The organism is Streptomyces composti (genome assembly GCF_012034205.1).
Lineage (GTDB): Bacteria > Actinomycetota > Actinomycetes > Streptomycetales > Streptomycetaceae > Streptomyces > Streptomyces composti.
In genome coordinates, this window is sequence record NZ_JAATEM010000012.1 from 121,151 (window position 1) to 146,006 (window position 24,856).

General features: G+C 71.1%; 21 protein-coding genes and 1 tRNA gene. 5 read left to right on the forward strand and 17 right to left on the reverse strand.

The genetic code is table 11. The features are described 5' to 3' along the window. Positions 1–163: 163 nt before the first annotated feature. The gene (locus HCJ93_RS11985) at positions 164–1,219 is read left to right on the forward strand and encodes a LacI family DNA-binding transcriptional regulator (protein ID WP_167994037.1); all 1,056 of its coding nucleotides are present in this window, start codon (positions 164–166) and stop codon (positions 1,217–1,219) included. 89 nt (positions 1,220–1,308) lie between these two features. Here the strand turns inward: HCJ93_RS11985 and HCJ93_RS11990 are convergent. From HCJ93_RS11990 to HCJ93_RS12005, 4 genes are all read right to left on the reverse strand, one after another. After that, a tRNA-His gene (locus HCJ93_RS11990) sits at positions 1,309–1,381 on the reverse strand. A gap of 128 nt (positions 1,382–1,509) precedes the next feature. Next, positions 1,510–2,112: an oligoribonuclease gene (gene orn / locus HCJ93_RS11995; RefSeq protein ID WP_167994039.1), complete on the reverse strand. Its 603-nt coding sequence runs from the start codon at positions 2,110–2,112 to the stop codon at positions 1,510–1,512. Between the two features lie 141 nt (positions 2,113–2,253). Next, positions 2,254–3,477 (reverse strand): helix-turn-helix domain-containing protein, encoded by a 1,224-nt coding sequence (locus tag HCJ93_RS12000; RefSeq protein WP_167994041.1) that lies wholly within the window; start codon positions 3,475–3,477, stop codon positions 2,254–2,256. A 376-nt stretch (positions 3,478–3,853) separates the two neighbouring features. Beyond that, complete coding sequence (locus tag HCJ93_RS12005; RefSeq protein WP_167994043.1) at positions 3,854–4,225, reverse strand: hypothetical protein; 372 nt, start codon at positions 4,223–4,225, stop codon at positions 3,854–3,856. A gap of 350 nt (positions 4,226–4,575) precedes the next feature. Here HCJ93_RS12005 and HCJ93_RS12010 point away from each other — a divergent pair, with 350 nt between their 5' ends. Together HCJ93_RS12010 and HCJ93_RS12015 are read left to right on the forward strand one after the other, a co-directional pair. Beyond that, positions 4,576–5,103, forward strand: a complete 528-nt coding sequence (locus HCJ93_RS12010; RefSeq protein ID WP_167994045.1) for a universal stress protein — start codon at positions 4,576–4,578, stop codon at positions 5,101–5,103. 150 nt (positions 5,104–5,253) lie between these two features. Next, entirely contained in the window at positions 5,254–5,811 is a 558-nt protein-coding gene (locus HCJ93_RS12015; RefSeq protein ID WP_167994047.1) for a GPR1/FUN34/YaaH family transporter, read from the forward strand. A 164-nt stretch (positions 5,812–5,975) separates the two neighbouring features. Here HCJ93_RS12015 and glmS read toward each other — a convergent pair whose 3' ends face one another. From glmS to HCJ93_RS12030, 3 genes are all read right to left on the reverse strand, one after another. After that, positions 5,976–7,793, reverse strand: a complete 1,818-nt coding sequence (gene glmS / locus HCJ93_RS12020) for a glutamine--fructose-6-phosphate transaminase (isomerizing) (protein ID WP_167994049.1) — start codon at positions 7,791–7,793, stop codon at positions 5,976–5,978. Positions 7,794–7,805: 12 nt separating this feature from the next. Continuing rightward, the gene (locus HCJ93_RS12025; protein ID WP_167994051.1) at positions 7,806–8,063 is read right to left on the reverse strand and encodes a hypothetical protein; all 258 of its coding nucleotides are present in this window, start codon (positions 8,061–8,063) and stop codon (positions 7,806–7,808) included. A 74-nt stretch (positions 8,064–8,137) separates the two neighbouring features. Beyond that, positions 8,138–9,052: a DUF4429 domain-containing protein gene (locus tag HCJ93_RS12030; RefSeq protein ID WP_167994053.1), complete on the reverse strand. Its 915-nt coding sequence runs from the start codon at positions 9,050–9,052 to the stop codon at positions 8,138–8,140. 80 nt (positions 9,053–9,132) lie between these two features. Between HCJ93_RS12030 and HCJ93_RS12035 the strand changes: the two genes are divergently transcribed. Continuing rightward, positions 9,133–10,749, forward strand: coding sequence for a beta-N-acetylhexosaminidase (locus tag HCJ93_RS12035; RefSeq protein WP_167994055.1), 1,617 nt, complete (start codon positions 9,133–9,135; stop codon positions 10,747–10,749). Between the two features lie 221 nt (positions 10,750–10,970). Here HCJ93_RS12035 and HCJ93_RS12040 read toward each other — a convergent pair whose 3' ends face one another. From HCJ93_RS12040 to HCJ93_RS12085, 10 genes are all read right to left on the reverse strand, one after another. After that, positions 10,971–12,743: an IucA/IucC family protein gene (locus HCJ93_RS12040; RefSeq protein ID WP_167994057.1), complete on the reverse strand. Its 1,773-nt coding sequence runs from the start codon at positions 12,741–12,743 to the stop codon at positions 10,971–10,973. Next, positions 12,740–13,273 carry a GNAT family N-acetyltransferase gene (locus HCJ93_RS12045; protein WP_167994059.1) on the reverse strand — a complete coding sequence of 178 codons (534 nt, stop codon included), beginning with the start codon at positions 13,271–13,273 and terminating at the stop codon, positions 12,740–12,742. The genes HCJ93_RS12040 and HCJ93_RS12045 overlap by 4 nt, the downstream gene beginning before the upstream one ends. Then, positions 13,270–14,547, reverse strand: coding sequence for a lysine N(6)-hydroxylase/L-ornithine N(5)-oxygenase family protein (locus tag HCJ93_RS12050; RefSeq protein ID WP_206317272.1), 1,278 nt, complete (start codon positions 14,545–14,547; stop codon positions 13,270–13,272). The genes HCJ93_RS12045 and HCJ93_RS12050 overlap by 4 nt, the downstream gene beginning before the upstream one ends. Next, on the reverse strand, positions 14,531–15,973 hold the full coding sequence (gene desA / locus HCJ93_RS12055) for a lysine decarboxylase DesA (protein ID WP_167994061.1): 1,443 nt from the start codon (positions 15,971–15,973) through the stop codon (positions 14,531–14,533). Before desA ends, HCJ93_RS12050 begins: the two co-directional genes overlap by 17 nt. Before the next feature lie 167 nt (positions 15,974–16,140). Continuing rightward, a complete protein-coding gene (locus HCJ93_RS12060) occupies positions 16,141–17,013 on the reverse strand; it encodes a siderophore-interacting protein (protein ID WP_167994062.1) in 873 nt (290 codons plus the stop codon). Between the two features lie 132 nt (positions 17,014–17,145). Beyond that, positions 17,146–18,186, reverse strand: coding sequence for an ABC transporter substrate-binding protein (locus tag HCJ93_RS12065; protein WP_167994064.1), 1,041 nt, complete (start codon positions 18,184–18,186; stop codon positions 17,146–17,148). 265 nt (positions 18,187–18,451) lie between these two features. Further along, the gene (locus tag HCJ93_RS12070) at positions 18,452–19,612 is read right to left on the reverse strand and encodes an acyl-CoA dehydrogenase family protein (protein WP_167994066.1); all 1,161 of its coding nucleotides are present in this window, start codon (positions 19,610–19,612) and stop codon (positions 18,452–18,454) included. A gap of 6 nt (positions 19,613–19,618) precedes the next feature. Continuing rightward, entirely contained in the window at positions 19,619–20,572 is a 954-nt protein-coding gene (locus HCJ93_RS12075; RefSeq protein WP_167994068.1) for a hydroxymethylglutaryl-CoA lyase, read from the reverse strand. Then, the gene (locus HCJ93_RS12080; protein ID WP_167994070.1) at positions 20,569–22,509 is read right to left on the reverse strand and encodes an acetyl-CoA carboxylase biotin carboxylase subunit; all 1,941 of its coding nucleotides are present in this window, start codon (positions 22,507–22,509) and stop codon (positions 20,569–20,571) included. The genes HCJ93_RS12075 and HCJ93_RS12080 overlap by 4 nt, the downstream gene beginning before the upstream one ends. Positions 22,510–22,523: 14 nt before the next feature. Next, entirely contained in the window at positions 22,524–24,140 is a 1,617-nt protein-coding gene (locus HCJ93_RS12085; protein WP_167994072.1) for a carboxyl transferase domain-containing protein, read from the reverse strand. Positions 24,141–24,227: 87 nt separating this feature from the next. Between HCJ93_RS12085 and HCJ93_RS12090 the strand changes: the two genes are divergently transcribed. After that, positions 24,228–24,824: an SACE_7040 family transcriptional regulator gene (locus HCJ93_RS12090; RefSeq protein ID WP_167994074.1), complete on the forward strand. Its 597-nt coding sequence runs from the start codon at positions 24,228–24,230 to the stop codon at positions 24,822–24,824. Positions 24,825–24,856: the final 32 nt, after the last annotated feature.

Here is a 24,856-nt window from a genome sequence, read left to right on the forward strand (position 1 = left end):
AGCAGACGGAGCGAATCGCGTTCAGTTATCGGGCTGTTAACTCGGCCGAGCCGGGTGGCCCGAAGGCGCCGGGGACCGGCGGCCCCGGCCGCCGTCCCGGTCACGGCAGTACGCAGGGCTGTTACATTCCAGCCGGTGACCTACGACGGAAGGCGGGGCTTCGATGGCAGGCCACGGAGCGCGGGGCCGCAGCGGTGGCCGGCCCACCCTCGAAGAGGTGGCGGCGCGCGCCGGCGTCGGCCGCGGCACGGTCTCCCGCGTGATCAACGGCTCGCCCCGGGTCAGCGAGGCCACCCGTGCCGCCGTGGAGGCCGCCGTCGCCGAACTCGGCTACGTCCCCAACACCGCGGCCCGCGCCCTGGCCGCCAACCGCACCGACGCGATCGCCCTGGTGGTCCCCGAGCCGGAGACCCGGTTCTTCGCCGAGCCGTACTTCTCGGACATGCTGCGCGGCGTCGGCGCGGCGCTGTCCGACACCGAGATGCAGCTGCTGCTGACCTTCGCCGGCAGCGACCGCAAGCGGCAGCGGCTCGCCCAGTACCTGGCCGCCCACCGGGTGGACGGGGTGCTGCTCGTCTCCGTGCACGCCGACGACCCGCTGCCCGACATGCTCGACCGGCTGGACATCCCGGCGGTGATCAGCGGCCCGAGATCCGCCGACGAGTCGCTCACCTCGGTCGACTCCGACAACTACGGCGGTGCCCGGCAGGCCGTGGAGCATCTGCTCGGCCGCGGCCGGCGCAGCATCGCCCACATCACCGGCCGCCTGGACGTCTACGGCGCCCAGCGCCGTATCGACGGCTACCGCGACGCGCTGCGCGAGGCCGGCCACGAGGTCGACGAACTCCTCATCGAGCCGGGCGACTTCACCGAGGAGGGCGGCCGCCGCGCGATGGCCGCGCTGCTCGAACGCCGGCCCGGCCTGGACGCGGTCTTCGCCGCCTCCGACGTCACCGCGGCCGGCGCCCGGCACGCCCTGCGCGAGGCGGGCCGGACCATCCCGGGCGACGTGGCGCTGGTCGGCTACGACGACTCGGCCATCGCCCGCCACATGGACCCGCAGCTGACCAGCGTGCGCCAGCCCATCGAGGAGATGGGCCGCAGCATGATCGACCTGCTGCTCACCGAGATAGCCGACCGCCGCCCGGCGGTCTCCCGTGGCCTGGAGCGACGCCATGTGGTGCTGCCGACGGAGCTGGTGGAGCGGTCGTCGTCCTGAGCCGGTGGTGCTCCGCGTCCGGAGCGCCGCAGGACGGGACAACGCCGAAGGGCCGACCCGATTTCACGGGTCGGCCCTTCGGCGATCAGGGTGAGTGACGGGACTTGAACCCGCGACATCCTGGACCACAACCAGGTGCTCTACCAGCTGAGCTACACCCACCACGACCGGTACTGGGAAGAAGTCGTTCTCCCTGACCGGCCGAGAAAAAGTGTACAGGGTCCGAAGGGGTGCTCGCGCACGACTTCGGCGGCGCCCCCTCCAGGCCCTCCGTCTGCCCCCCGTTCTGCCTACTGGGCAGGCAGAACGTACTTGGCGGCGATCTTCTTCGCGGTGTCGGAATCGGGCCCCGGCTGCGGCACGAAGATGGCCTCGCGGTAGTAGCGCAGCTCCGCGATGGACTCCCGGATGTCCGCGAGGGCGCGGTGGTTGCCGTTCTTCTCGGGGCTGTTGAAGTAGGCCCGCGGGTACCAGCGGCGCGCCAGCTCCTTGATCGACGAGACGTCGACGATGCGGTAGTGGAGGTAGTCCTCCAGGGTGGGCATGTCGCGCAGCAGGAACCCGCGGTCGGTACCGACCGAGTTTCCGCACAGCGGGGCCTTGCCCGGCTCCTTGACGTGCTCCTTCACATACGCGAGGACCCGCTGCTCGGCGTCCTCGAGTGTCGTGCCGCTCTCCAGCTCGGCGAGCAGCCCGGACGCGGTGTGCATCTGACGCACCACCTCCGGCATCGTCTCCAGTGCCCGCTCCGGCGGACGGATGACGATGTCCACGCCCTCCCCGAGCACGTTCAGCTCGGAGTCGGTGACGAGGGCGGCCACCTCGATGAGCGCGTCGTCCGACAGCGAGAGGCCGGTCATCTCGCAGTCGATCCACACCATGCGATCGTTCATGTGTCTCACCCTACGGCGCGCCGTGGCGCAGAGGGTGTGGCGGTGGTCGCTCCGGTGCCCCGCGGTGGTGGGTGACGGCACACGGGAGGGGCCGGGGGCCTCGCGGTCCCCGGCCCGTCGTGGCTCACCGTGGCGGCCGGCTCACGGTGCGCTGCGCTGGCCCGGGACGCTGCCCGCGGCCGTCAGGCCCAGCGCGGCGCCGGCCGAGCGCCGGGACTGGTGCGGCACCTGGCTCTCCGGGTGCAGCGGTGCCTGCGGCCGGGCCGGAGGCTGCTGCTGTTCCGGAGCGGCAGGACCGCCCTGCTTGTTCTGTGCGCCGCCGTCGCCGTCCTGGTTCCGCTCGCCCTGCGGGCGGCGCGCCCGGTAGGCGGCCCGGTAGGCGGCCGGGGAGGAGCCCAGCTGCCGCCGGAAGTGTCCGCGCAGCGCCACCGGTGAGCGGAAGCCGCAGCGTCCCGCGACCTCGTCGACCGAGTAGTCCGACGTCTCGAGCAGCCGCTGCGCCTGCAGCACCCGCTGGGTGATCAGCCACTGCAGCGGGGCGCTGCCGGTCAGCGAGCGGAAGCGGCGGTCGAACGTACGGCGGCTCATGTACGCACGGGCCGCCAGCGTCTCCACGTCGAACTGCTCGTGGAGGTGCTCCAGCGCCCAGGCGACGACCTCGGCGAGCGGGTCGGCGCCGATCTCCTCCGGTAAAGAGCGGTCCAGGTAGCGTTCCTGGCCTCCGCTCCGGCGCGGCGGCACCACCAGGCGGCGGGCGAGCGCTCCGGCCGCCTCGTTGCCGTGGTCGGTGCGCACGATGTGCAGGCACAGATCGATCCCGGCAGCCGTGCCCGCGGAGGTGAGCACGTCGCCGTCGTCCACGAAGAGTTCGCGGGGATCGACGTGCACCGACGGGTAGCGTTTCGCCAGCGTCGGTGCGTACATCCAGTGGGTCGTCGCCGGACGGCCGTCCAGCAGTCCCGCCGCCGCGAGGACGAAGGCGCCGGTGCACAGCCCGACGATGCGGGCGCCCTCCTCGTGGGCGCGGCGCAGCGCCTCCAGCGCCTCCTCCGGTGGCGGTGAGGTGATCGAGCGCCAGGCCGGTACGACGACCGTGCCCGCACGGGAGATCGCCTCCAGGCCGTGTGGCGCGGTGAGTTCCAGGCCCCCTGTGGTCCGCAGCGGGCCGTCCTCGCCTCCGCACACCAGCAGTCGGTAGCGCGGCACGCCGGCGTCCTGGCGGTCAACCCCGAACACCGACAAAGGTATGGAACTCTCGAAAATGGGGCCGCCGCTGAACAGCAGCACCGCGACGATCTCCTTGCGGCGGCGCCCGGCGAGTTTCCGGGCCGCGTTCTCCGGCGCGGCAGTGGAGTCGTGGCTCATGCTGCTAAGCCCCCCTCGGTGGTCGCGGCTCCTCGGTCGTGTCGCTCCTGCACGTTTCCCCTCGGTTTTGCACGAGTCCCCCGCCGTTACAGTCAAGATCGAATCTACTGTGTCCGGTCGTGCCCGGGTGGCTGGTTCGGCACCCGGCGCATTGTCGACTTGGCAACTTGGCGTGAAGCATTCGATCACGAAGCGTTGCACTAGGGGAGGGCGCAGGGAAGTGCGCCTCGTCGCAGTGGCCAAACCCCGTAGGGTGCGCAGACCCCGTGCGACCCTTTCCGTGCAGGTCGGATGCGGGTTACCGGGCGGCCTGGGGCGGTGATGCACAGGAACCGGAAGTTGGCTGAAAACATGCGTCCGAGGGCATGGAAACCGGTCAGCCGACCGGTGTATCTCCGCCGCGCCGCCCGCTCCGGTGGGTGCCGCCCCGGCTACGGAGGGCGGTCACCGGCGCGCGGCGGCGCCGGCCGCGCTGCGGTGCACCGGTCCGGGGCGACCTCTGCGGCGGGGGCGATCCGGCGGACGCGCCGCCCGTGAACGGCCGGGCGGCGGCCTGGGCGGACCGGCGGATCAGGACGTGACAGGCGCCGGTGACGGCGGCCAGACCCAGGGCCACGCCGGTGGCGCCGGCCAGGGAGGAGCCGCACCACAGCAGGACGACGGGGACGAGCAGACAGCTGAAGGCCGCCCAGCGGACCACGTCGGTGATCGCGCGGTCCGCCTCCGGGGCGGGACCGGTTCCGGGCATGGCGTGCTCCCTGTGGCGTGGCTCACGGTGTTCAACGCGCGGTGCCGCTCTCGGTCACTGCGCGATCCCCGCGTTTCCCGCCGCGGCAACCGGGAAAGCAGCCGGACGGGCCCGGAGAGCAGAGGAAATGTTGAATCCTGTGCAAACCGCCTGTACAACGCAGCAACCATTGCGTTACGGGCACCGGCTCGTGCATGCTCCGGGAAACCCGCTGCCAGTGTGTACGGGATCTGGGCTCAGGAGGCGTGCCGCCGTACCCTTGGGGGTATGGGGTTGGGAAGACCATTCCCGGACACAGCTCCGCCGCACACTGTCGTCCCCCATAAAAGGATCACAACGCCGAGACAGCCATGGCCGGTCACGAATTCTTCGAACCAGCGGACCGCAAGCGGCCGGTCGCCGACCCGACGGCGGCCGATCCTCTGGCGGCGGAACAGTCACGCCACTCCTGTGATCCCGCCTTCCGGCACGGAGTGGTCGTCGGCTTCGACGGCTCCACCTCCAGTGAGCGGGCCCTCGCCTATGCGATCGGCATGGCGCGGCGCTCCGGTTCCGGACTGATCATCGTCCATGTCGCCAACCGGCTGCCGACCACGGTGTGGGCCGGCTGTGAGCCGCCGGTCTTCGTGGACGTCCCGGATCACCGCACGGAGGTGCTGGGCCTGGAACTGGCCTGCGCCGACTACCTCGCCGAGGTGCCCTGGATCCTGGTCGAGCGCGGCGGCGACATCTGTCACGAACTGGAAGAGGTCGGCCGGGAGTACGAGGCCGACGCGATCGTGGTGGGCTCCACGCACGGCCTCGTGGGCCGCATCTTCGGCTCGGTGGCCGGGCGGCTCGCCAAGCGGGCGCAGCGCCCCGTCGTTGTGATTCCGTAACTTCTCGTCGTCCCGGGCGGGTTGAGATCTGGGAACCCGTAAGCTCCTTCCGCGGATGTGTGAACCTACTGGCGCGTAGAGGTGTTTGTGCCCTTGTGAAGGGCATATATCGCTCACCGCACAACTGCACATGCACGAAGGGAGCCCGCCGTGGACAACGACGTCTCCGCGGGAAGCGGAATCACCACCGTGGTCGGCCGACTCGCCCTGGGCATCACCCTGCTGGCCTTCGGGCTCGGGACCACCGAGGTCATCAACGGCGTGACCGCGGCCGATGCCGGATCCATCGCCCAGTACGTGGGCGGTGTCGCACTGTTCCTCGTGGGGCTGTTCGCCTTCCGCGACCGTGACTCGGTCTCCGGAACGGCGTACACGGTCCTCGGCGCCCTGTGGTTCACCTGGGCGGTCGCCGAGCCGGCGTCCGCCAACGCCACGGGCCTGTTCCTGCTGCTGTTCGCGCTGGTGGCGCTGACCCTCACCGCTGCACCGGGCGACCAACTCGCCAAGGGCACCTACGGGTTGTTCCTGGTCGCGCTGGTCCTGATGGCGGTCGCCTCGTTCGCGGGCAACGACGGCCTGGCGAAGGTGGGCGGCTGGTTCGCCGTCGTGGCGGGGGCGGTCGCCTGGTACGCGGCGACGGCCGCGTACGCGCACTGGCCGACGGTGCTTCCGCGGCGCGCGGGCCGGGGAGTGACGGCCACCGGCTAGCCGCGTGAACGCCTGTCGGCGGCCGGGAGTTGGGCGGCTCCCGGCGCACGAGAACGGACCCCGGTGTGTGGGTGGCACACCTGGGGTCCGTTCGGACGTTCCGGCGGGTCCTGCTCGGCCTCGGCCCTGGTCGTCAGGGTTCTGCTCGGCCGGCCGTGCGGGTCCTACTCCACCGTCACCGACTTGGCGAGGTTGCGGGGCTTGTCGATGTCCCGGCCCAGGGCCAGGGCCGTGTGGTAGGCGAGGAGCTGCAGCGGGATGCCCATCAGGATGGGGTCCAGCTCGTCCTCGTTCTTCGGCACCACGATGGTGTGGTCGGCCTTGGTCTCCTCCTGGTGCGCCACCGCGAGGATCTGGCCGCTGCGGGCCTTGATCTCCTCCATCGCGGCGCGGTTCTTCTCCAGCAGGTCGTCGTCGGGGACGATGGCGACCGTCGGCAGAGCCGGCTCGATCAGGGCCAGCGGGCCGTGCTTGAGCTCGGAGGCGGGGTAGGCCTCGGCGTGGATGTACGAGACCTCCTTGAGCTTCAGGGACGCCTCGCGGGCCACCGGGTAGCCGCGGACCCGGCCGATGAAGAGCATCGAGCGGGCCTCGGCGTACTTCAGCGCCAGCTGCTTGATCTCCTCCTCCTGCTTGAGCATCTCCGCGATCTGCTCGGGGAGCCTGCGCAGGCCCTCGATGATCCGCTTGCCGTCGCGGACCGAGAGGTCGCGGGTGCGGCCGAGGTGCAGGGCGAGCAGGGCGAAGGCGACGCAGGTGTTGGTGAAGCACTTGGTGGAGACCACGCAGACCTCCGGTCCTGCGTGGACGTAGATGCCGCCGTCCGCCTCGCGGGCGATCGCGGAGCCCACCACGTTGACCACGCCGAGGACTCGGGCGCCCTTGCGCTTCAGCTCCTGCACCGCCGCCAGCACGTCGTAGGTCTCACCCGACTGGGAGACCGCGACGTAGAGGGTGTCGGGGTCCACGACCGCGTTGCGGTAGCGGAACTCCGAGGCCGGCTCGGCGTCGGCGGGGATGCGGGCCAGCTCCTCGATCATCTGGGCGCCGATCATGCCCGCGTGGTACGAGGTGCCGCAGCCCAGGATCTTCACCCGGCGGATCCGGCGGGCCTCGCGGGCGTCCAGGTTGAGGCCGCCGAGGTGCACGGTGGAGAAGCGGTCGTCGATCCGGCCGCGCAGCACCCGGTCCACGGCGTCGGCCTGCTCGTGGATCTCCTTGTGCATGTAGGTGTCGTGGCCGCCCATGTCGTAGGAGGCGGCCTCCCACTCCACGGTGGTGGGCTCGGCCGTGGTGCGGGTGCCCTCGGTGGTGTAGGTGCGGAAGTCGTCCGCCTTGAGGGTGGCCATCTCGCCGTCGTCCAGGGTGACGATCTGGCGGGTGTGGGCGACCAGCGCGGCGATGTCCGAGGCGACGAACATCTCCTTCTCGCCGATGCCGAGCACCACCGGGGAGCCGTTGCGGGCCACCACGATGCGGTCGGGGAAGTCGGCGTGCACCACCGCGATGCCGTAGGTGCCGTCGATCAGGCGCACGGTCTCGCGGACCTTGTCCTCCAGCTTCTCCGCCTGCGAGCGGGCGATGAGGTGGACGATCACCTCGGTGTCCGTCTCGGAGAGGAACTCCACGCCGTCCGCCTCCAGCTTGCGGCGCAGGTCGGCGGCGTTGTCGATGATGCCGTTGTGGACGACGGCGACCTTGCCCTCGGCGTCCAGGTGGGGGTGGGCGTTGACGTCGGAGGGGGCGCCGTGGGTGGCCCAGCGGGTGTGGGCGATGCCCACCGTGCCCTTGAAGCGGGCGGGGACCTTGGCCTCCAGGTCGCGCACCCGGCCCTTGGCCTTGACCATCTTCAGGCCGGCCGTCTTCGGGGACGTCACGACGATGCCCGCCGAGTCGTAGCCCCGGTACTCCAGGCGCTGCAGTCCCTCGAGCAGCAGGGGAGCGACCTCACGCCTGCCGATGTATCCGACGATTCCGCACATATGGGTGGTTTCCTAGCCGTAGACGATGCGCCGCAGCTGCCGGAGCGAGAGCTCCGGCGGCGCCACCGCGCGATATCTGAGGTCCGCCGAGATCCGTTCGAAGATCGCCGCGTTCACCAGGCCCTGGGCCTGGAGCTCGCGGTGGCGGCGACGGACGTACTCCTCGGTCGTCTCGTCGAAGTAGGCGAGCACGTCCTGGATCACCCGCAGCGCCTCGCCCCGGCTGAGGGGCGTGGAGCGCGTCAGGTGATCGACAAGTTCGTCGTGCACTCGATGATCCTGGAGTACCGGGGGTTCTGACGCAAGAATTCTGCCCGATATCGGGCAGGGCTGTGGCGATCCTGCTACATGCGCTTCAGGATCGCCTGCTTGGCCAGGGAGAACTCCTCGTCGGTGAGCACCCCGGAACGGTGCAGTTCGCCCAGCTCACGCAGGCGGCGGAGCAGGGCGTCGTGATCGTCCTCGGCCACCTGGACGGGCACGGGAGCGGGGGACGGGCCGGCGGCGGCCGGAGCCGGGGTCTCCCGGGCCCGGGGGAGGCTGTGGGCCCCTCCGGCCGACTTCGGGTGGGGCAGGCGGGCCTGGACGGCGGCGGCGACCAGCGCCATCAGCGGGTCCTTCTTGAAGCCCCACAGCTCCACCGCGTTCGGGTCGTACTTGGCGGGCGCCTCGGTCGCGGCGCCCCGCACCTGGAAGCGCAGATGGCCGTTCTCCAGGCCGGCGGCCGGCTGCCACTCCACGGAGGTGATGTCCGCAAGCGCCAGGGTGCGGGTGCCCGCGGCGGCCTTGGCGTCCTCCGTCTTCCAGTTCCACTCCAGGCGGACCCGCTCCCCGTCGAAGCTCACCGTGCCGTCCCCGGCGGAGACGGACAGCGGCACGGAGGGGCCCGGCAGCAGATAGGAGTCCACCGGCCCCGACGGAACCTCGTCCAGGAGCAGGGCGTTGCGCACCTCGTCCACGAAGTACTCGGCGACGCCGTAGCGGTCGGAGTCCACCACCAGCTGGTACGGGTCGTGCGGCTCGGTGAGCCGGCCGCCGGTCGCCAGCAGCAGCGGGTCGGCGCCGTCGCGCAGCCGCAGCCTCAGCCGCCCCGACTTCTTGCCGTGCTCGAACGAGATCCCCGCCAACGCGCCCAGCGGCACCACCAGTTCGCCCAGGGTCCTGCGCAGCAGACCGACGCTCTTGTCCCGTCCGGGGGTCAGCCGGAGTGCATCGCCGTCGAAGGTCCAGGTGCCGTCCCTCTGGATGATTTCCGCCATGGTCTGGATTGTTCCACCAGACTCGCGAGAGGGTGGTCCAGACCTCTTTGAGCGCAACTGCGCACGGAAGGGACACGGTTGTGAGAGAACGCTGTGTACGACCGCACCACAGAACGTTCCGCCTTCTCGGTTCCCTGCTGCTCGCCACGGCCCTCGGCGCCTCGGTCACCGGGGCCGCCCCCGCCGCCGGGAACCGGACCCCCGCCCCCGTCCCGCTCGACCGCGTCGTCCCGGCCCCCGCCTCGGTGCAGCCGGGCGGCTCCCCCTACCGCATCACCCGCGGCACCCACATCCGCACCGACGGCTCGCGCGCGGCCCGCTCCGTCGGCCAGTACCTCGCCGAGGTCCTGCGGCCCTCCACCGGCTACCGGCTCCCGGTCACCACCCGCGGCCACGGCGGCATCCAGCTCCGCCTGGCCAAGGGGCCCTTCGGCGAGGAGGGGTACCGCCTGCGCAGCGGGCGCTCCGGCGTCACCATCACCGCCGCGCGGCCCGCCGGGCTGTTCCACGGCGTGCAGACGCTCCGTCAGCTGCTGCCTCCGGCCGTGGAGAGGGACACCGTGCAGCCCGGCCCCTGGCTGGTCGCCGGCGGCACCATCGAGGACCGCCCGCGCTTCCGCTGGCGCGGCGCCATGCTGGACGTCTCCCGGCACTTCTTCTCCGTCGCCGAGGTCAAGCGCTACATCGACCAGATCTCCCTCTACAAGCTCAACAAGCTGCACCTGCACCTCAGCGACGACCAGGGCTGGCGCATCGCCGTCGACTCCTGGCCGCGCCTGGCCACCTACGGCGGCTCCACCGAGGTCGGCGGCGGCCCCGGCGGCTACTACACCAAGGCCGACTACAAGGAGATCGTCCGCTACGCCGCCTCCCGCCACCTGGAGGTCGTGCCCGAGATCGACATGCCGGGCCACACCAACGCCGCCCTCGCGTCCTACGCCCCGCTCAACTGCGACGGCGTGGCACCCCCGCTGTACACGGGCACCGAGGTCGGCTTCAGCTCGCTGTGCGTCGGCAAGGAGATCACCTACGACTTCGTCGACGACGTGATCCGCGAGGTGGCCGCGCTCACCCCGGGCCGCTATCTGCACATCGGCGGCGACGAGGCGCACGCCACCCCGCACGAGGACTACGTGACGTTCATGAACCGCGTGCAGCCGGTCGTCGCCAAGTACGGCAAGACCGTCATCGGCTGGCACCAGCTCACCGGGGCCACCCCGGCGCCCGGCGCGCTCGTCCAGTACTGGGGCCTGGACCGCACCGGCGACGCGGAGAAGGAACGCGTGGCCGCCGCCGCGCGCAACGGCACCGGGCTGATCCTCTCGCCCGCCGACCGGATCTACCTCGACATGAAGTACGACAAGAACACCCCGCTCGGCCTGTCCTGGGCCGGCCATGTCGAGGTGCAGCGTTCCTACGACTGGGACCCGGCCGCCTATCTGCCCGGCGCCCCCGCCTCCGCGATCCGCGGCGTCGAGGCACCGCTGTGGACGGAGACGCTGGAGAACTCCGGGCACCTGGAGTTCATGGCCTTCCCGAGGCTGCCCGGCGTCGCCGAGCTGGGCTGGTCGCCGGCCGCCACCCACGACTGGGCGGACTACCGCGAGCGGCTGGCCGCCCAGGCACCCCGGTGGGAGGCCCTCGGCATCGGCTATTACCGCTCGCCCCAGGTGCCCTGGCCGGACACCAGCGGCTGAACCGTCCCCGGGCGGCAGCCCTGTTGACGCCGGGCCACGCGGGAACGCGCTGACGGGCACCCCGGAGGACCGTACTCCGGGGTGCCCGTCCGTCCGCGGGCCCGCCCCCCTCCACGGGCCCGTCCCCCCTCCACGGGCCCGTCCGCCCGCTGCGGCGCCCGCAGTCCGCGGGCCCGTCCCCCTGCGGGCGCGCGTCGCGGGCGTCGTTCGCGGGCGGCGGGTCAGAACCCGGCGATCGGGTTCCGCAGTGTGCCGACCAGCTGGAGGGCGCCCGAGGGGTCCGCGAGATCGACCATCTGCTTGTTGTTGCGCAGCTGCAGCCGGTTGAGGCAGGACAGCGCGAACTCAGAGGCGAACATGTCGTACTGCGCGAACTTCTCCGCCAGCTCCGGCCTGGACTCCTGGTACTCGCGGGTGACCTCGGCGACCGTGCGCCAGAAGGTGTCCTCGTCCAGGACGCCCTCGGTGGCGAGGTTGGCGGCGAGGAAGCGGAAGAAGCAGTCGAAGACGTCCGTGAAGACGGACAGCAGCTTCTTGTCCTCGGGGACCTCCACCCGGATGCGGGAGACCCCGGGCGGCAGCACCGCCTCCGGGTCCATCACCGCGATCTCCTCGGCGATGTCCTTGTAGACCGCCCGCTGCACCACGCCGTCCTTCAGCACCAGGATCACGTTCTCGCCGTGCGGCATGAACACCAGGTCGTAGGCGTAGAAGCTGTGCAGCAGCGGGACGTAGTAGGCGTGCAGATAGCGGCGCAGCCACTCGGCGGGGGCGAGGCCCGACCGCTCGATCAGGGCGCCGGCCACGGACGCCCCCTGGTGGTCCACGTGCACCAGCGCGGCCATGGTGGCCAGTTGCTCGCCCTCATGCAGGGAGGGCACGGGGCTCTCCCGCCACAGCGCCGCCAGCATCTTGCGGTAGGGCGAGTAGCGGTCGGTGGCCCGCTCGTACTCCAGATGCCGGTAGCCGACGGCGGCCCGTTCCCGGATGATCGACAGGCCGGTGGAGCGCAGCACCTCGTCCCGCTCGATCAGCTGCGCCAGCCAGTCGTTGATCGCCGGAGTGGCCTCCATATAGGCGGCGGACAGGCCGCGCATGAAACCCATGTTGAGCACCGACAGGGCGGTCTTGACGTAGTGCTTGTGCGGGGCGGAGCGGTTGAAGAAGGTGCGGATGGACTGCTGGGCCAGATACTCGTCGTCGCCCTCGCCCAGCAGCACCAGGTGCTTCCTGGCCACCTCGGCGGCGAAGGTGACGGTGAGCTTGTTCCACCACTGCCAGGGGTGGACCGGGATGAACAGGTAGTCGGCCGGGTCGAGTCCCTGGCCGCGCAGCACGCCGTGGAAGCGCTCCACGGTGCCGTCGCCCAGCTCGCCCCGTACGAAGGACTCGTACTCGATGCCCGCACCGGCCGTGAACGCGGCCCGCGAGCGGTGCGCGGCCAGCCACACCAGCCGCACCGGGCCGGCCGCCTCGGGCGCGTAGGCCAGGTACTCGTGGGCGCCGAAGCCGAGCCGTCCGTTGTTGGCGACGAAGCAGGGGTGGCCCTCGGTCATCGACGACTCGACCGTCTGGAAGTCGGCGCGGGCCAGCTCGGCGGCGGTGACGGGCGGTTTGGTGAGCTTGTAGCAGGTGCCGGAGAGGGTGGAGGAGATCTCCTCCAGGTAGACCGGGAGCACCTCGTCGCTCAGGCCGAGGGACTTCTGCAGCTCGGTGAAGAAGTCCAGGGCCGCGAGCGGCAGCTCGGCCCCGTCCCGGTGCCGGGTGATGGAGGCGGCGTCCACCTGCCAGTGGTCGAGGGCGCGACGGACGGCGGTGAAGCGGTACTCGGTCAGCCCGTCGTCGGAGCGGACGACGTAGCCGCCGTCGCCGGCCGGCTCCGGCTCGATCAGCCGCTCGTGCGCGAACTCGGCGAGTGCCTTGCGGATGAGCAGGCGGCTCGCCCGCTCCCAGTGCTCGGGGGTCAGATGGGCGATGGCGTCGGCGAGGTTCACGCGGCGGCTCCCGTCGCCGTGAGGAACTGCTCCCGGGTGCAGAAACTCAGCAAGGCCCGCTTCTCCGGCTTCTGTATCTCGCGCTCGGGCACGAACCCGACCGCCTCGTTCAGTGCGTGCACGGCCGTGTTCGCCACGTCCGGCTCGACCACGACCCGCCGCACGGCCGGGTCCTCGAAGAGGTGCGTCATCACGGCGGTGATGACGGACCGGGTGAAGCCGTGCACCGGCCTGTCGGTCGGCGGGGTGAGGAAGTGCATGCCGATGTCGCCGGGCTGCGGCTCGTAGAGCCCGACCAGCTCCCGGTGCGCGGGGTCGTACTTCTCCATCAGGAAGGCGGGCGTGCCGTCCTGGTGCAGGCCCAGGTACGCGTGGTGGTGCTCGTCGGCGGCGATCTTCATGTACTCGCGCTCGACGTCCTCCAGCCTGGCGTCCTGCATCATCCAGAAGGCGGCCTTGGGGTGGGTCACCCACGCGTGCAGCAGTTCCGCGTCCTTCAGCGGGTCTACGGGACGGAACGTGAAGGTCATACGGCGAACTCCTGGAACGCGATGGACTTCTCGACCGGGTAGTACTCGGTGCCGAGCAGCTCACGGATGATGTACGAGTTGCGGTAGGCGCCCATGCCCAGGTCGGGGCTGGTGATGCTGTGGGTGTGCACCCCGCCGTTCTGCAGGAAGATCCCCCGGCCGGTGACGTCGATGGCGTAGTTGCGGGCGACGTCGAAGTTGCCCTGCGCGTCGTAGCGCAGCCGGTCGCGCACCGGTGCGAGGAACGCCGGCTCGACGTAGTGGTAGCCGGTGGCGAGGATCAGCCCCTCGGACTCGATCTCGAACTCCTTGTCCTGCTCCTCCTGGTGGAAGGTGAGGGTGTAGGTGCCGTTCTCGTGGCGGGCGCCGGTGAGGGCGGAGTTGGTGAGCAGCCGGGTCGGCACCGGGCCGCCGAGGTTCTTCTGGTACAGCAGGTCGAAGATCTCGTTGATCAGGTCGCCGTCGATGCCCTTGAACAGGCCCTTCTGCTGGGCCATCAGGCGGTAGCGGGTCTGCTCCGGCAGGGCGTGGTAGTAGTCGATGTACTCCGGGGACGTCATCTCCAGCGTGAGCTTGGTGTACTCCAGCGGGAAGAAGCGCGGGGAGCGGGTCACCCAGTTCAGCTGGTAGCCGTGGACGTCGATCTCGCCGAGCAGGTCGTAGTAGATCTCGGCGGCGGACTGGCCGCTGCCCACCAGGGTGATCGACTTCTTCCGCTGGAGCTGCTCCTTGTGCTGCGTGTAGCGGGAGTTGTGGATGAAGTCGCCGCCCAGGCCCCGGCAGGCCTCCGGGATGTGCGGTGAGGTGCCGGTGCCGAGGACGAGGTGGCGGGCGCGATAGGTCTCATGGGTGTCGGTGCGCACCAGGTACGCCTCGCCGTCGTAGGTGACCTCGGTGACGGTGGTGCCGAACCGGACGGTGCTCAGTCTGCTCGCGGCCCACCGGCAGTAGTCGTCGTACTCGACGCGCAGCGGGTAGAAGTTCTCCCGGATGTAGAACGAGTAGAGCCTGCCCTTCTCCTTCAGGTAGTTGAGGAAGGAGAAGGGGGACGTCGGGTCGGCGAGGGTGACCAGGTCCGACATGAACGGCGTCTGCAGATGGGCGCCGTCCAGGAACATCCCGGAGTGCCACTCGAAGTCCGGCTTGGACTCCAGGAAGACGCCGTCGAGTTCGGCGATGGGCTCGGTCAGGCAGGCCAGGCCGAGGTTGAAGGGCCCGAGCCCGATCCCCACGAAGTCGTAGGTCCTCGTCGTGGTGTCAGCAAGCGCGGTCAAGGGTCTCTCCCAGGTACTGCTCGGCGTGGCCGGCGATCAGTTCGAGAACGGCCGCGATGTCGGCCGTGGTGGTCTCGGGGTTGAGCAGGGTGAACTTCAGGTAGTGGCGTCCGGCCACCTTGGTGCCCGCGACCACCGCGTCGCCGGAGGCGAACAGGGCCTTGCGGGCGTAGAGGTTGGCGCGGTCGATCTCCGACGGGCCGGTGACGGCCGCCGGGATGTAGCGGAAGACCAGCGTGGACAGGCTCGGCTCCACGACCACGTCGAAGCGCGGGTCGGCGGCGAGCATCCGGAAACCCTCGGCGGCGAGGTCGCACACCTCGTCGAAGAGCCGCCCGATGCCGTCGGCGCCCATCACGCGCAGCGTCATCCACAGCTTCAGGGCGTCGAAGCGGCGGGTGGTCTGCAGGGACTTGTCGACCTGGTTGGGGATGCGCTCGGCCACCGCGCGCCGCGGGTTGAGGTAGTCGGCGTGGTAGGTGGCGTGCCGCAGCGTGGCGGCGTCCCGCACCAGTACGGCGGAGGAACTCACCGGCTGGAAGAAGGACTTGTGGTAGTCGACGGTGACCGAGTCGGCGCGCTCGATGCCGGCGATGCGGTCCCGGTACTTCAGCGAGGCGAGCAGTCCGCAGCCGTAGGCGGCGTCCACGTGCATCCAGGTGCCGAACTGCTCGCACAGCTCCGCGATCTCCGGCAACGGGTCGATGGAGCCGAAGTCCGTGGTGCCCGCGGTGGCGACCACGGCCATGGGGACCAGGCCGGACTCCTTGCAGCGCTCCAGCTCGCGGGCGAGGGCGACGGTCTGCAGGCGCTTGTCGTGGTCGACCGGGACCGGGACGACGGCGTCGGGTGCGAGGCCGAGCAGTTTCGCGGACTTCTTCACGCTGAAGTGGCTGACCTCGGAGGCGAAGATCCGCAGCCTGGCGAGCGAGTCGGTCTTGGCCTCCTCGCGGGCGAGCAGCAGCGCCTGGAGGTTGGACTGGGTGCCGCCGGAGGTGAACACGCCGTCGGCGGCGTGTCCCAGGCCGATGCGGGCGGCCGTCCAGTCGATGAGCTTGCGCTCGATGAGGGTTCCGCCGGCCGACTGGTCCCAGGTGTCCAGGGAGGAGTTGACGGCGGAGAGCACGGCCTCGCCGAGCACGGCCGGGATGACCACCGGGCAGTTGAGGTGGGCGAGGTAGCGCGGGTGGTGGAAGTAGACGGCGTCCCGGAGGTAGAGGTCCTCCAGCTCGTCCAGCGCGGCGGTGCTGTCGCCCAGGGGCTTGTCGAGATCGACCGCGTCGATCAGCGGGGCCAGGTCGTCCACCCGGACGCCGGTGAACGGGCGTCCAATGGTGGCGAGTTTCCCGGCCACCCGCTCGACTCCTTCGATCACGGAGCGGCGGTAGTGCTCCGCGTTGGTGTCGTTGAGCAGGTGCGAGCGCATGGGCGGGTCCTCCGGGGGCGGTCCGGTGCGGGAGGGAGAGCGGAGTCGTCGTGCGTGACGCGCGGCTGGACTTAGGTTAGCCTAACCTCAGTCTCCCTGCCGCACCGGCTCCCGAATCGTGACCGTCCTCACGCCCACAGCGGGTGACGGGCGGTCAACTCACCGGTTTATTCGCCCCGTTCGCGCAGCTGCTCCTCGGAGAGCCCGCGCCGCCAGTAGCCCACGAAGGTGACGCACTGCCGGTCGAAGCCGCGTTCGCCGACGAAGTGCCGCCGCAGCGCCTTCACCCCCGACGACTCGCCCGCGATCCACACATACGGCCGCGCGGCGGGCGGGAGCTGGTCGCCGCGGATGCTGTCCAGGGCCATGGGGACGTCCGGGGGCGCGCCGTACCCGTCCCGCACGAACCAGGTGATCTCGGCCGGGGCCGCGGTCGTCAGATCCTGCACGTCCCCCGAGTGCGGCACCTCCAGCCAGGCCCGGACCGCAGTTCCGGCGGGCAGCGCCTCGAGCACGGCGGCGGTGGCGGGCAGGGCCGTCTCGTCGGCCCACAGCAGGATCAGATCGGTGCCCTCGGGCGGACGGAAACGGATGGCACGGTTGTCGGCCACGGCGGGGCCGAGCAGCAGCACCCGGTCGCCCGCCGCGGCCCGCGCCGCCCAGCGGGAGGCGGGGCCGGCCGCGGACCCGCCCCCGCCCTCGACCCCGTGCAGCACGAAGTCGATGTCGATCTCCGTGGTCCGTCCCACGGCGTCCGTGCGCAGCCCGCGCAGGGTGTAGGACCGCATCACCGCCCGTACGTCGTCGGGCAGTTCACGCCAGGCCTGCCACCAGCCGTCGCCCAGCTCGACCGGGACGACGGGCTGTTCCTGCCCGGGATGGGGCAGGAACAGCGACAGCGACTGATCGAGCCCCTGCGAACGGAATGCGCGCAGCTCGGGCCCGCCGAAGGTGACCCGGAGCAGCGACGGCGTGAGCCGCCGGGTGCGCAGCACCTGCAGGTCGAAGAACCGGAACGGACTTGCCACGGCGGTGGTCATGCGGACCTCCTGCGGAGGATCGTGGGTAGGGTCCCGCGCCGGGGTCATGCGGAACGGCGGGCAGCCGGCCGCGGGTCACCGCGCGGCCGGTCCGTCGTCCGTTTCCGTACCCCGGCGGTTGCCGGACCCGGCTCAGCTGACCTTCTTGGCCTTCTCGAGGGCGGCGGCGAGGTTCTCCACCAGCGGCACGCACTTGCCGTACGAGAGGATCGGCTCGGCGGAACGCGGGATGACCTGGCCGGCCTTGACCGCGGGCAGCTTCTTCCAGGTCGCCTCGGTGATGTCCTTCGGCTGGATCGCCGACGTACGGTCGTCCATCATGATGATGTCGGCCTCGTACTTGTCGATGTTCTCCCAGCTCAGGCTCTCGAACCAGCCGCCGGTGTCCTTCTTGGCCTCCTCGGACGGCTCGACGAAGTTCACGCCGAGGGACTTGAAGTACTCCAGGTCGACGGAGAGGTTGGAGCCGGAGACGTAGAACAGCTCCTGGCTCGCGGAACCGGCCATCACCTTGATGTCCGGGTTGGCCTTGGCGGCCTTGCGCAGCCGCTCGGAGGCCTCCTCGAAGCGCTTCTTCGCCTCGACGACCTTCGCGGCCTTCATGTCGGCGCCCAGCGACTCGGCCAGCTCCCACATGCGCTGCAGCGGCTTGGTGAGCTGACGGTCGTAGACGGAGATGGCGACGCTCGGCGCCAGCTTGGCGATCTTGTCCTTGGACTTCTCGGGGACGTACCAGAGGGTGCCGGCGCTGTCGAAGGTGGTGGAGATCAGGACGTCGGGCGCGAGGGCCGCGTACTTCTCCACGTTGAACTGGTCCCAGACGTTGCCCAGGATGGTCACCTTGCTGATGTCCATGTCGCCGGCCTGGACATCGGCCTTGCCGTCCTTGGTCTTGGTCGGGCCGAAGACGCCCTTGACCTCGATGCCGTAGTCGTACAGGGCGGCGGCGACACCGGTGAACGCCACGATGTTCGCGGGCACCTTGTCGAGCTTCACGGTCTTGCCGCGATCGTCCTTGTAGCTCCAGGGGCCGGACTTGGCCTCGCCCTTCGAGCCCGATCCGCTGTCCTTCTTGTCGTCTCCGCAGGCCGTGAGCACGGCACCGAGTCCGAGGGCGCCACCGGCGGCGAGCAGTCCGCGACGGGAGAAGCGGGCGGTTCTGGCATTCGACATGGGTGGTCTGCTTTCGTGCGTACGGAGCCGGCGGATGCACGCCGATCCCCCCTGGTGGAAACACGCTTAGGCTAGCCTAACCTCAGCTCCCGTCCCAGAGGGCGTCCAGCCCGATCGACGGTGATCCCGGTCACCTGGAGGGGCGACCCGGCACACCGCGTCGGACGGCACCGGTGCCCGGGCGCATGCACGGCGGGTCCGCGCCGGGCTCACCCGGTGCGGACCCGCACCCAGCAGACATGTCGGGCCCCGCGGACCCGGAGACTCAGCCCGCCAGCCCCAGTTCGCGGGCGATCAGCATGCGCTGGACCTCGCTGGTGCCCTCGCCGATCTCCAGGATCTTGGAGTCGCGCCACATGCGGGCGACCGGGTACTCGTTCATGAAGCCGTAACCGCCGTGGATCTGGGTGGCGTCGCGGGCGTTGTCGACGGCGATGGTGGAGGAGTAGAGCTTCGCCAGTGCCGCCTCCTTCTTGAAGGGCTCGCCGGTCACCAGGCGGCTGGCCGCGTCGCGCCAGGCGAGGCGGGCGGTGTGGGCCTTCATCTCCATGTCGGCGATCTTGAACTGGATCGCCTGATTGGCGCCGATCGGGCGGCCGAAGGCGTGGCGCTCCTTGGCGTACTTCACCGACTCGTCGACGCAGCCCTGCGCCAGACCCGTCGCCAGCGCCGCGATGGCGATGCGGCCCTCGTCGAGGATGCGCAGGAACTGGGCGTAGCCGCGGCCCTGGACACCGAGCAGGTTCGCCTCGGGGACGCGGACGTCCTGGAAGGACAGCTCCCGGGTGTCGGAGGCGTTCCAGCCGACCTTGGAGTAGGGGGCGGCCACGGTGAAGCCGGGGGTGCCGGACGGGACGATGATCGCCGAGATCTCCGGCTTGCCGTCGGGCTTGCGGCCGGTGACCGCCGTGACCGTCACCAGGCCGGTGATGTCCGTGCCGGAGTTGGTGATGAAGCACTTGGTGCCGTTGATGACCCACTCGCCGGTCGACTCGTCCAGGCGGGCCGTGGTCCGGGTGGCGCCGGCGTCGCTGCCGCCGTCCGGCTCGGTCAGGCCGAAGGCGCCCAGGATCTCGCCCGAGCACAGGCGCGGCAGCCACTCGCGCTTCTGCTCCTCGGTGCCGAAGAGATGGATCGGCATGGCGCCGAGCGAGACACCGGCCTCCAGGGTGATGGCCACCGAGGAGTCGACCCTGGCCAGCTCCTCCAGGGCCACCCCGAGCGCGAAGTAGTCGCCGCCCATGCCGCCGTACTCCTCCGGGAACGGCAGACCGAACAGCCCCATGCGGCCCATCTCCCGCACGATCTCGTACGGGAACTCATGACGCTCGTAGAAGTCACCTATCTTCGGCGCCACCACGTCGTGCGCGAACTCCTCGACCGTACGGCGGAGTTCTTCCAGTTCGGGGGAGAGCTTGTGGTCCATGGTCGTTCACTGCTCCTGGTGGGAGAGGGCTCGTACGGTGCGGGACGGGCTGGGTCGGCCCAGGTGCGCGGCCATCCAGACGCTGGTGGCGACCAGACGGCCGAGATCGACCCCGGTGTCGATGCCGAGGCCCTGCAGCATCCACACGAGGTCTTCGGTGGCGAGGTTTCCGGTGGCGGACTTCGCGTACGGGCAGCCGCCGAGGCCGCCCGCGGAGGAGTCCACGGTGGTGACTCCCTGCTGGAGGGCGGTCAGGGTGTTGGACAGGGCCTGGCCGTAGGTGTCGTGGAAGTGGACGCCGATGACGGAGACCGGCACCCCGGCCTCCCGCAGCGCGGTCAGCAGTGCCTGCACATGGCCCGGCGTGGCCACGCCGATGGTGTCGCCCAGGCTCAGCTCGTCGCAGCCCATGTCGAGCAGCGCCCGGCAGACCTTCACCACCTGGGGGACCGGGACCGGGCCCTCCCAGGGGTCGCCGAAGCACATCGACAGATAGCCGCGCACGCCGACCTGCTGTGCCTTGGCCCGCGCCACCACCGGCTCGAACATGGCCAGCGCCTCGTCCACCGTGCGGTTGAGGTTGGCCTTGGCGAAGGACTCGGTGGCGCTGGCGAACACCGCGACCCGGCGGGCGCCGAGCGCCAGCGCCCGGTCCAGGCCGCGCTCGTTGGGGACCAGCACCGGCAGCTCCACCGGCAGATCCGCCACCTCCGGGTAGAGCTGCTCGGCGTCGGCCAGCTGGGGCACCCACTTGGGGTGGACGAAGCTGGTGGCCTCGATGGTGCCCAGGCCCGTCGCGGCCAGGCGGCGGATGAACTCCGCCTTCACCTCGACCGGGACGACCGCCTTCTCGTTCTGCAGGCCGTCGCGCGCGCCGACCTCGTAGATCCGCACCCGTCCGGGCAGGCCCTCCGCGGGTACGGTCATCGGCAGGCCGAGCGAGCTGGTGCCGGTGGTCATGACTGCGCCTCCTCCGCGTCCTCGTCGGGAGCGATGACCGCCAGGACCTGGTCCATGGCGACCGTGGTGCCGGGCGTCACGTCGAGTTCGGTGACCGTGCCGGCATGCGGCGCGGAGATGACGTGCTCCATCTTCATCGCCTCCACCACCAGCAGGCTCTGGCCCGCGGCCACCCGGTCGCCGACGGCGACCTTCACCACCGTCACCGTGCCGGGCATCGGCGCGGTCAGCGAGTCGGCACCGGCGTGCGCGGCCCGGTTGAGTGACGCGGCCACCGGGTCGTGATCGCGCACCTGCCAGGCGTCTCCGTCCCGGCCCAGCCAGTCGGCGGCGCGGTGGAAGGTGTGGGTGACGCCGTCCAGTACGACCGTCACCCGGTCCTCCTCGACGACCCCCTCACCGCGCGGGCTGTAGGACACCGGGTCCTGGACCTTCAGCTCGAACGTCACCGGCTTGTGCCGGCCGCCCATCCGCCAGCCGCTCGGCACCGAGAAGGGGTCGGTCCAGCCGTCGCCGCGCGGGCGCAGCGCGTCGAGCCGCACCGCCGCGGCGGCCTCGTAGACCTCCTCGGGGACGCCGGTGACGACCAGGGAGTCCGCCTCGCGCTCCACCAGGCCGGTGTCCAGGTCGCCGCTGACCACCGCCGGGTGCGCGAGCAGGCGCCGCAGGAACCCGGCGTTGGTCTGCACGCCCAGCGTGACCGTCTCGGCGAGGGCGGCGCGCAGCCGGCGCAGCGCGGTGTCCCGGTCGGGGCCGTGCGCGATCACCTTGGAGAGCATCGGGTCGTAGAGGCTGCCGACCTCGGTGCCCTCGCTGAGCCCGGAGTCGGTGCGCACCCCGTCGCCCTGCGGCTCGCGCAGCTTGAGGACCGTGCCGCCGGAGGGGAGGAAGCCGCGCGCCGGGTCCTCGGCGCAGATCCGGGCCTCCACCGCGTGACCGGTGAGCCGTACGTCCTCCTGGGCGAAGCCCAGCGGCTCGCCCGCGGCCACCCGCAGCTGCCACTCCACCAGGTCCAGGCCGGTGATCAGCTCGGTGACCGGGTGCTCCACCTGCAGGCGGGTGTTCATCTCCATGAAGTAGTAGGACGACGGGTCGCCGCCGGGGACGATGAACTCCACCGTGCCCGCGCCCCGGTAGCCGCAGGAGCGGGCCGCCTGGACGGCCGCCTCGCCCATCGCCGCGCGCGTCGCCTCGTCGAGCAGCACACTGGGCGCCTCCTCGATGATCTTCTGGTGGCGGCGCTGCAGGGAGCACTCGCGTTCACCCAGGTGGACGACGTTGCCGTGGGCGTCGGCGAGGACCTGGATCTCGATGTGCCGGGGGCGGTCGATCCACCGCTCGACCAGCAGCGTGTCGTCGCCGAAGGAGGCGCGGGCCTCCCGGCGGGCGGCGGCGATCTCGTCCGCGAGCCTCGCCTCGTCCCGCACCAGGCGCATGCCCTTGCCGCCACCGCCCGCGGAGGGCTTCAGCAGCACCGGCATGCCGATCCCGCGGGCCGCCTCGACGAGCTGCTCGTCCGTCAGCCCGGCCCCGCTGGAGCCGGGGACGACCGGCACTGAGGCCGCCTCGACCGTCTCCTTGGCCCGGATCTTGTCGCCCATCAGCGAGATGGCGTCCGCCGGGGGACCGATGAAGACCAGGCCCGCGTCCGCGCAGGCGCGGGCGAAGGCGGCGTTCTCGGCGAGGAAGCCGTACCCGGGGTGGACGGCCTGGGCACCGGTGCGGGCGGCGGCCTCGAGCAGCCGCTCGGCGGACAGGTAGCTCTCGGCGGCCGGGGCCGGTCCGATCCGCACCGCCGTGTCGGCCTGACGGACGTGCCGGGCGTCCGCGTCCGCGTCGGAGAAGACGGCCACCGAGCGCACGCCCATCGACCGCAGGGTGCGGATGACGCGGCAGGCGATCTCGCCGCGGTTGGCCACCAGAACTGTCTCGAACATCGTCGTCCGTCCCCTCACATCCGGAAGACGCCGAACTGGGGGTCACCCAGGGGCGCGTTGGCGCAGGCGGTCAGGGCCAGGCCCAGCACCTGGCGGGTGTCGAGGGGGTCGATGACCCCGTCGTCCCACAGGCGGGCCGTCGCGTAGTAGGCGTTCCCCTGGCGCTCGTACTGGGCGCGGATCGGGGCCTTGAAGGCCTCCTCCTCCTGCGCGGACCACTCCTCGCCGCGTGCCTCCAACTGGTCCCGCTTGACCGTGGCGAGCACCGAGGCGGCCTGCTCGCCGCCCATCACCGAGATCTTGGCGTTGGGCCACATCCACAGGAAGCGGGGGGAGTAGGCCCGGCCGCACATCGAGTAGTTGCCCGCGCCGTAGGAGCCGCCGACCACCACCGTCAGCTTCGGCACCCGGGTGCAGGCGACCGCGGTGACCATCTTGGCGCCGTGCTTGGCGATGCCGCCCGCCTCGTAGTCCTTGCCGACCATGAAGCCGGAGATGTTCTGCAGGAACACCAGCGGGATGCCGCGCTGGTCGCACAGCTCGATGAAGTGGGCGCCCTTCTGGGCGGACTCGGAGAACAGGATGCCGTTGTTGGCGACGATCCCCACCGGGTGGCCGTGGATCCGGGCGAAGCCGGTCACCAGGGTCTGCCCGTACTCCGACTTGAACTCGGCGAACCGGGAGCCGTCCACCACCCGGGCGATGATCTCGCGCACGTCGTAGGGGGTGCGGGAGTCCACCGGCACCACCCCGTACAGCCCGGCCGGATCCACCTTCGGCTCCACGGCAGGCGCCACGTGCCAGGGCGGCTGCCTGCGGGCGGGCAGCGTGGAGACGATGGTGCGCACGATCCGCAGCGCGTGCGCGTCGTCCTCCGCGAGGTGGTCGGTCACGCCGGAGATCCGCGAGTGCACCTCGCCGCCGCCCAGCTCCTCCGCCGTCACCACCTCACCGGTGGCGGCCTTCACCAGCGGGGGACCGCCGAGGAAGATCGTGCCCTGATTGCGCACGATCACCGCCTCGTCGCTCATCGCCGGCACATAGGCGCCGCCCGCCGTGCAGGAGCCGAGCACCGCCGCGATCTGCGGGATGCCGGCGCCGGACATGCGGGCCTGGTTGTAGAAGATCCGCCCGAAGTGGTCCCGGTCCGGGAACACCTCGTCCTGCATCGGCAGGAAGGCGCCGCCGGAGTCGACGAGGTAGACGCAGGGGAGGCGGTTGTCGAGGGCCACCTCCTGGGCGCGCAGATGCTTCTTGACCGTCATCGGGTAGTACGTGCCGCCCTTGACCGTGGCGTCGTTGGCGACGATCACGCACTCCCGGCCGCTGACCCGGCCGATGCCGGCGATCACCCCGGCCGCCGGCGCCTGCCCGTCGTACATCCCGTCGGCGGCCAGCGGGGCGAGCTCCAGGAAGGGCGAGCCGGGGTCCAGGAGGGTGTCCACGCGGTCGCGGGGGAGCAGCTTGCCCCGCGCGGTGTGCCGCGCCCGCGCCTTCTCGCCCCCGCCGAGCGCCGCCGCGGCCAGCTTGGCGCGCAGCTCCTCGACGAGCGCGCGATGCGCCTCCTCGTTGGCCCGAAAGGCCTCCGACGCGGGATCGGCCGCGCTGTGAAGCTCCGGTGCCTCGTGCATCCTTGCGGTCCCCTCACCTTGTTAATGAGCGTTAACGCATTTCCTTCAGGTTAACGACCGCTAACCTCCCTGTCTAGAATCATCTGCATGACCACCAGAACCGACGCCCCCACCCGCCGCGAGCAGATCCTCAAGGAGGCCGCCCGTCTGTTCGCCGAGCGCGGCTTCCACGGCGTCGGGGTGGACGAGATAGGTGCCGCGGTCGGGATCAGCGGCCCCGGGCTCTACCGGCACTTCGCGGGCAAGGACGCGATGCTCGCCGAGCTGCTGGTCGGGATCAGCGGGCAGCTGCTGACCGGGGCGAAGCGGCGGCTCGCGGAGGCCGACGGGGTGCCGCCCGAGGAGGTCCTCGACTCGCTGATCGAGGGGCACATCGACTTCGCGCTCGACGACCGTCCCCTCATCACCCTGCACGACCGCGAGCTGGACCGCCTCCGGGACAGCGACCGCAAGCTGGTGCGCCAGCTGCAGCGGCAGTACGTGGAGCTGTGGGTGTCGGTGGTCCGCGAGGTCTACCCGCGGCTGCCCGAGCCCGCCGCCCGGTCGGCGGTGCACTCGGTGTTCGGGCTGCTCAACTCCACCCCGCATCTGGCCCGCCCGGGCTCCCTGCCCGGCCGGGCGAAGACCGCCGAGCTGCTGCACCGGATGGCCCGCGGCGCCTTCGCGGCGGCGGCCCAGGGCTGACCGGCGCCGCGGCCGGGAGCCGGCCGGAGCCG